Annotated in this window: 8 protein-coding genes; all 8 read left to right on the top strand. The window is 53.3% G+C overall.

Translation table 11 applies throughout. From position 1 onward, the window contains the following. Window positions 1-170 precede the first annotated feature (170 nt). Window positions 171-1,952: an indolepyruvate ferredoxin oxidoreductase subunit alpha gene (iorA, locus tag AB1690_09935; GenBank protein MEW6015631.1), complete on the top strand. Its 1,782-nt coding sequence runs from the start codon at window positions 171-173 to the stop codon at window positions 1,950-1,952. A 5-nt stretch (window positions 1,953-1,957) separates the two neighbouring features. After that, on the top strand, window positions 1,958-2,557 hold the full coding sequence (locus AB1690_09940; protein ID MEW6015632.1) for an indolepyruvate oxidoreductase subunit beta: 600 nt from the start codon (window positions 1,958-1,960) through the stop codon (window positions 2,555-2,557). A gap of 21 nt (window positions 2,558-2,578) precedes the next feature. Continuing rightward, window positions 2,579-3,646 (top strand): butyrate kinase, encoded by a 1,068-nt coding sequence (gene buk / locus AB1690_09945; GenBank protein ID MEW6015633.1) that lies wholly within the window; start codon window positions 2,579-2,581, stop codon window positions 3,644-3,646. A 2-nt stretch (window positions 3,647-3,648) separates the two neighbouring features. Further along, a complete protein-coding gene (locus tag AB1690_09950; protein ID MEW6015634.1) occupies window positions 3,649-4,599 on the top strand; it encodes a phosphate acyltransferase in 951 nt (316 codons plus the stop codon). After that, window positions 4,596-5,504 (top strand): phosphate acyltransferase, encoded by a 909-nt coding sequence (locus AB1690_09955; protein MEW6015635.1) that lies wholly within the window; start codon window positions 4,596-4,598, stop codon window positions 5,502-5,504. The genes AB1690_09950 and AB1690_09955 overlap by 4 nt, the downstream gene beginning before the upstream one ends. A 34-nt stretch (window positions 5,505-5,538) precedes the next feature. Continuing rightward, complete coding sequence (locus AB1690_09960) at window positions 5,539-6,024, top strand: TspO/MBR family protein (protein MEW6015636.1); 486 nt, start codon at window positions 5,539-5,541, stop codon at window positions 6,022-6,024. A 226-nt stretch (window positions 6,025-6,250) separates the two neighbouring features. Further along, a complete protein-coding gene (locus tag AB1690_09965) occupies window positions 6,251-6,463 on the top strand; it encodes a hypothetical protein (protein ID MEW6015637.1) in 213 nt (70 codons plus the stop codon). Beyond that, on the top strand, window positions 6,441-6,684 hold a 244-nt coding region (locus AB1690_09970), incomplete at its 3' end, for a ribosome small subunit-dependent GTPase A (GenBank protein MEW6015638.1). The genes AB1690_09965 and AB1690_09970, both read left to right, overlap by 23 nt.

Here is a 6,684-nt window from a genome sequence, read left to right on the forward strand (position 1 = left end):
GGGCGAGCGCGCAGGTTCGCCCCTGCAAAGATAGGTACGAGAAGGATGAGACCCTTCTTAGGTTTCGACAATCATTTGCGGTGCCCCCCGATTGGCGCACGCAGACACAAAATGTCAAAACCCAAGAGGGATTTTGACCTACAAAATAAATACTACAAGTCAGGTTGCTTATGAGACGATTACTTTCTGGAAATGAAGCGGTGGCGCGCGGGGCATATGAAGCCAGGGTTAGACTGGCGGCCGGATACCCCGGGACTCCCTCCACCGAAATCCTCGAAACGGTCGCGAAGGAGCACCGCTCGATATATTCGCAATGGTCGCCCAATGAAAAAGTGGCGTTCGAGGTCGGGATTGGGGCATCGCTGGGCGGCGGGCGGGCGCTGGTGACGATGAAACATGTCGGGCTCAATGTCGCCGCCGACCCATTTATGACTTTCGCCTACACCGGAGTTAATGCCGGGTTTGTAGTGATATCGGCCGATGACCCGGAGATGCACTCCTCGCAGAACGAGCAGGACAACCGGTTTTTTGCCAAATTCGCGCAGATACCGTTTCTGGAGCCATCCGATTCACAGGAGTCGAAAGATTTCACAATAAAGGCGTTTGAATTATCGGAGAAGTTCGACACGCCGGTGATGCTTCGGATGACCACCCGTATCTCGCATTCGAAAGGGATTGTGGAGGAAGGGGAACCGGTGACGCTTCCGGAGTCGGGCTTCAAGCGGGATATGCAGAAATATGTGATGATTCCTTCCAATGCCAAAAAGCGGCATGTTGTGGTGACGGAACGTTTGGAGAAACTGAAGCGGTTCTCCGAAGAGACCGATTTGAATGTAATTGAGAATAATGGCTCATCAATAGGGATAATCACCGGCGGGATCGCTTATCAGTATGCCAAAGATGTCATACCGGAAGCCGACTATTTCAAAATCGGGTTTGGATTTCCGCTGCCGATAGAAAAAATCAGGAAATTTGTTGCCACTCACAAGACCAATCTGATTATTGAGGAACTGGAGCCGTACTACGAAGAGCAGCTCAGGGCGGCGGGAATCAATGTTGACGGGAAAAAATATTTCTCCCGTCTGGGGGAACTTTCGCCGTACCGGGTGGCGCAGGGGTTGAAAGAGGCGGGGGTCATTGAAGATGTAAGGGGCGCGGAGATTCCGCCGGAGGAGCTTTTCCCCCGTCCCCCGATACTTTGCCCCGGCTGTCCGCACCGGGGGGCATTTATGGCGCTCAAGAAACTGGGGGTGGCGGTGACCGGCGATATCGGCTGCTACACCCTTTCGGTTCTTCCGCCGCTGGAGATGATGGATACCTGCATCTGCATGGGGGCATCGATAGGGAACGCGATTGGGATGGAAAAGGTCCGCGGGCATAAGAGAGGGGTGGTGGCGGTAATCGGCGATTCGACCTTTCTGCATTCCGGAATAACCGGGCTTCTGGATGCCGTTTATAATAAAAGCAATGTTACGGTGATTATACTGGATAACCGTGTTACGGCCATGACCGGCGGGCAGCAGCATCCGGCGACCGGACATACCCTGATGGGAGAGAAGACGCGCGAGGTCAATTTTGTGGAACTGGCGAAAGCGCTCGGGGTGGAATCGGTGCGGGAGGTGGACCCGTATGATTATGACGGCCTCCTTAAAGTGATAAAGGAAGAGATTGAGCGTCCGGGACCATCGGTGGTTATTACCAACCGCGCCTGCGTTCTGATGCCGAAGCGGATAATGGATAAGCCGTATGTCGTCATATCGGAAGAGTGCAATGGCTGCTCAGCCTGTTTTCGAATCGGCTGCCCGGCGATAATGCCATCAAAAGAGCTGACCAAACATAACCAGCCGAAAGCAATAATCGACCCGGTCCTCTGCACCGGTTGCTCGCTCTGTGCTCAGGTTTGCCAGCCGGAAGCGATTGTGCTGGCGCCGGAACCGGCGGGAGTGAAGTGAGGCGTATGATGGAAAATAAAACGACCAATATTCTGATAGTCGGGGTCGGCGGGCAGGGAGTGCTGCTGGCATCGGAACTTCTTTCCGAGACCGCGATGCAAGCCGGATTTGATGTCAAGAAGTCGGAAGTGCATGGGATGTCGCAGCGGGGGGGAGTGGTGACATCACATATAAAATATGCCAGGAAAGTCTATTCGCCGATTATCCCGTACGGACAGACCGATATTCTGATATCCTTTGAGCAAGCCGAGGCGCTTCGGGCGGTCGATTGGCTCAAGAAAGAGGGATTAGCGGTCGTATCGCGGACAAGGCTTGTCCCGCCGATAGCAACCGGCAAGAAATTCCATTACCCGGATGACCCTGTTGCCGACCTGAAGAAGAGATTCGGGCGGGTAATTGATATTGACGCCGATGCCATTGCCCGGGAATTAGGGGATTCGCGCCTGGTAAATACGCTTCTTCTGGGGGTGGTCTCCAAATCGCTGGAGTTTGAACTTTCGCTCTGGGAAACGGTGATACGGAGTCTGGTCAAGGCGAAATTCGTGGATATAAATCTCAAGGCGTTTGCCCGCGGGCGGGAACTCTCCGGCAACGGGAAGAAATAAACTGGAAATTTCGGAGCAGTCATGGATGAAGTTATCATAGTCATAAATCCCGGGTCGACGTCGACCAAGATGGCTCTCTTCCGCGGCGAGGAAAAGATTGCTGAAGAAAATGTAACACACCCCGCCGACCAGCTGGCGCGGTTTGACAACGTATCCGACCATTTTGAACTGCGGATGAGAAACATCGAGGAGTGGCTGGCGCGAAACGGAATCAATGAGAAGAAGGTGGTAGCCGTTGCCGGCCGAGGGGCGCCTCTTCGACCGCTCGAAGGGGGAGTGTACGGCATTAATGAAAAGATGTTAAGCGACCTGAAGGCGATGAAATACTCCAACCATGCCTCCAATCTCGGGGCAATCATCGCCGACCATCTTGGCAAGAAATATAACAGTATTGCCATAATCGCCGACCCGGTAACGACTGACAACTTCACCGATTATGCCCGTATCTCCGGCATTCCGGAAATTGAGCGGAAATGCCGGGCGCATACCTTGAATATTAAGGAGGTCTGCCGCCGGGAAGCGGAGAAACGGGGCAAAAGTCTGGAGCAATGCAACTTTGTGGCGGCGCATATGGGGGGAGGAGTCTCGGTGGCGGCGGTCAAGAAGGGGCGGATTGTTGATGTGAATGATGCTCTTCTGGGGATGGGACCATTTTCTCCCGATAGAGCCGGGGCATTGCCGATTGGAGGACTGGTCAAGCTTTGCTACTCCGGCAAGTTTACAGAAAAGGAGCTGGTGGAGAAACTTTCGCGTAAAGCGGGGCTGATGGCGTACCTCGGTCAGTCTGACCTGCGCGAAGTTGAAAAGATGATTGATGCCGGCGACAAGAAAGCGGAACTTCATTTTAGGGCGATGGCGTACCAGATTGCCAAGGAGATTGGCGCTTACGCCGTGGCGCTGAAAGGGAATTTTGAAGGGATTGTTCTGACCGGCGGTATGGCGAAATCATCCCGATTGATAGAGATTCTTAAAGAACATATCTCGTTTCTCGGAGAGGTTATGGTTGTCCCGGGCGAATTCGAGATGGAGGCGCTCGCGGCCTGGGCGAGACGAGTAATTGACAAGCGGGAAATCCCCAAAGAGTATTGATTATGGCTGAACCAATTCTGTCATCAGACCAGATTATTTCAGCGGCGGCGAAACTGTCGTCAGGCGACAAGCGCAAAATGGTGGCGGTGGCGGCGGCGCAGGATGCCGATGTCATCGGCGCGTTGTCTTCAGCGGAAGCGGAAGGGATTCTGGATGCCACCCTGTTTGGAGATGAAACGCTTATCAGGAAGATGGCCGCTGAGGGGAATTTCGATATATCCAGACTGAGAATTGTCCACAATCCTGATGTCAAAGCGGCGACGGTCGATGCGGTCAGAATGGCTGCCGATGGGAAAGCCGATGTTATCATGAAAGGATTTGTCTCGACCTCGGCGCTTCTCAAGACGGTCCTTGCCAAAGATTTCGACCTCCGCACCAAGAATACTCTGTCGCATGTGGCGGTGCTCGATATTCCGGGATATCATAAACTTCTGGCGATGACTGACGGCGGCATGGTGGTCAAGCCGGACCTGGAGCAGAAATTTCAGATTCTGGAAAATGCGGTTCTGGTGGCGCAGGCGTTGGGACTGAGTCCGGTGAAAGTGGCAATTTCGGGGACCACCAATAAATTCTGCGCTGACGACCCGACCTCAATTGAGTGCCAGCGAGCAATTGATAAAGTACTCGCTTCGGGAATGAAGGATATAAAGATTGAGGGCCCGCTGACTCTGGATGCGGCGACGTCCAAAGAGATTGCCGCCCGCAAGGGGCTGGCCGGTCCGGTGGTCGGCGAGGCCGATATCTACCTGATGCATACCATTGAAGAATGCAATATAGTGGCGAAGTCGCTCATAAATTTCGCTGACGCTGTATTCGCCGGCGTTATTGTCGGGGCGAAAGTGCCGGTCAGTCTGGTTTCAAGAACCGATACGGTCAAGAATAAGAAAGCGTCGGTATCGCTTGCCTGTCTGATAGCGGAATATTACCGGCAGACCGCAGGAGGCGGGCGATGACAGCAATAACCAATTTTGGGGAGCTTCGTCAGGCGGCGCTTCAAAAAATCTCCGGCAAGAAACCTCTTCGCCTTGGAATCATATCTCCCCGTAGAAAACATCTGGAGTTGGCTGACCAGGCGATGCGCATGGGCCTGATAACAGCGGTCCTTTTTGGCTCCGAGAAAATTATCCGCCCAATCGCCCAGGATGCAGATATCGACCTCTCCTCCTGCGAAATTATAGATACCCAGGCTCCCGTGCCGGAAGCGGTGGCGCAGGCGCGCGAGAAGAATCTGGATATTATATTCAACGGCGGGGTGACGGTGCGCGACATTGCCCGGTATGTTGTTAAGAAAGAGGCGCAGTTTGTGTCTGAGGGAAAGACATTGTCTCATCTGGCGCTTCTGACACATCCCCGCTACCACAAAATGATTTTTCTAACCGATGCCGCCGTGGCGCCGCAGCCGGATGCCTCTCAGAAAGTGGCATTGATTGAAAATGCCGCCGCGGTAGCGCGGACGTGCGGAATTGCTCAGCCCAAGATTGCCCTGCTGGCGGCGGTAGAGGCGATATATCCGGCGGTGCCGGTGACGATGGAAGAAGCCGCTATCGCCAAAATGGGGGACCGGGGGCAGATAAAGAATGTTTTGATAGATGGCCCCTTATCGTTTGATTGCGCCATCAGCGCCGATGTGGCTTCCCAGAAAGGAATAAAGAATTCTCCGGTTGCGGGTGACCCGGATATCTTTGTGACCCCGACCATAGAAACTGCCAATGGAATCTATAAGGCGATGGTGCTGTATGCCGGGGCGCAGGGAGCGGGAGTAATCTACGGCGGAGTCGCTCCGGTCGCGTGCGGTTTTGAAATCGATTCCGAGGATAATATTATAAACTCACTGGCGCTGGCGGCGCTTCTCAGGTAGCAATGGTCGCAATTCTCATGACCGCCGGAGGGATATGAAAGCAGTGTCCGGGAAAGATGCCGCCTTGCTGGCGGTGTCTATAATTATCTGTCAAATGGCCGGAGTGGTCGGCTCGATTCCGAATATTGAAGCGATTCCGGGATGGTATGCCACCATTGCCAGGCCGTCATTTACTCCCCCTAATGCCGTCTTTGCCCCGGTCTGGATTACGCTTTACTTTATGATGGGAGTATCGGTCTTTCTGGTTTGGCGCAAAGGGTTGTCTGCCGGGGGGGTGAAAGCGGCATTGGCGGCTTTCGCGGTTCAACTGGTTCTCAACACCCTCTGGTCATATATCTTTTTCGGCTGGAAACTGCTGTTGCCGGCTTTTATCGAGATAGTCCTTCTCTGGTTTGCGATTATAGTAACCATAGTGTTGTTCCGTCCGATATCAAAAGCGGCGGCATGGCTGCTGGCGCCGTATCTGGTCTGGGTAAGTTACGCCTCCGCCCTGACCTTTGAGATCTGGCGGCTTAATTGAGAGCCTGATTTTCCTGTTGCTTTTTTCCAATACTCTGTTTAATTTTGGGGCGTCAACGTTCAAAGTATGATATCTGCTATTTATATTCCGCCGGGTGTTGCCTGCAGGCAATGGGGATAGAAGTTATTGTCCGGGCATTTGGTCATATGATTTAGTCTAAAATCGAAATTAGATTCAGCCGATATAAATTATATCGAGTAAACCTAATCAACTAACTTTTTGGTGTATGTACGACAAAAAAGGATTCAAAGGAAATCCCAAGCAGACTCGCAAATCGCGCCGTCAGCAGGAATGGGAGCTGGCTCAAAGGAAGGAGCAGGCTCGCAAGAACGGCGACAAAAAAGAAGCGCGCCGACTGAAACGTCAGCTGGAAGATGACGAGCGTGACTGGCGCGACATCCTCATGGACGAGGGCGATGAGCGATACAGCAATATTTGAGGGGATTGTAGTTCGCGCTCACGGTAAATCGTTTATCGTCCGTCACAATAATCAGGATATCCCGTGTAAAATCAGGGGCCGTCTCCGCTTCAAAAGTGACGCCGTCGCCGCCGTGGCGGTTGGCGATGATGTCGAATTCGCGCGGGACAAGGAAGGCGCCGGAGTTATCGAGAATATCAAGCCGCGGCGAAGCATGTTCTTTCGCCCGGCTAAGGGGAATA

The organism is Candidatus Zixiibacteriota bacterium (genome assembly GCA_040753495.1).
Classification (GTDB): Bacteria; Zixibacteria; MSB-5A5; order GN15; family PGXB01; genus DYGG01.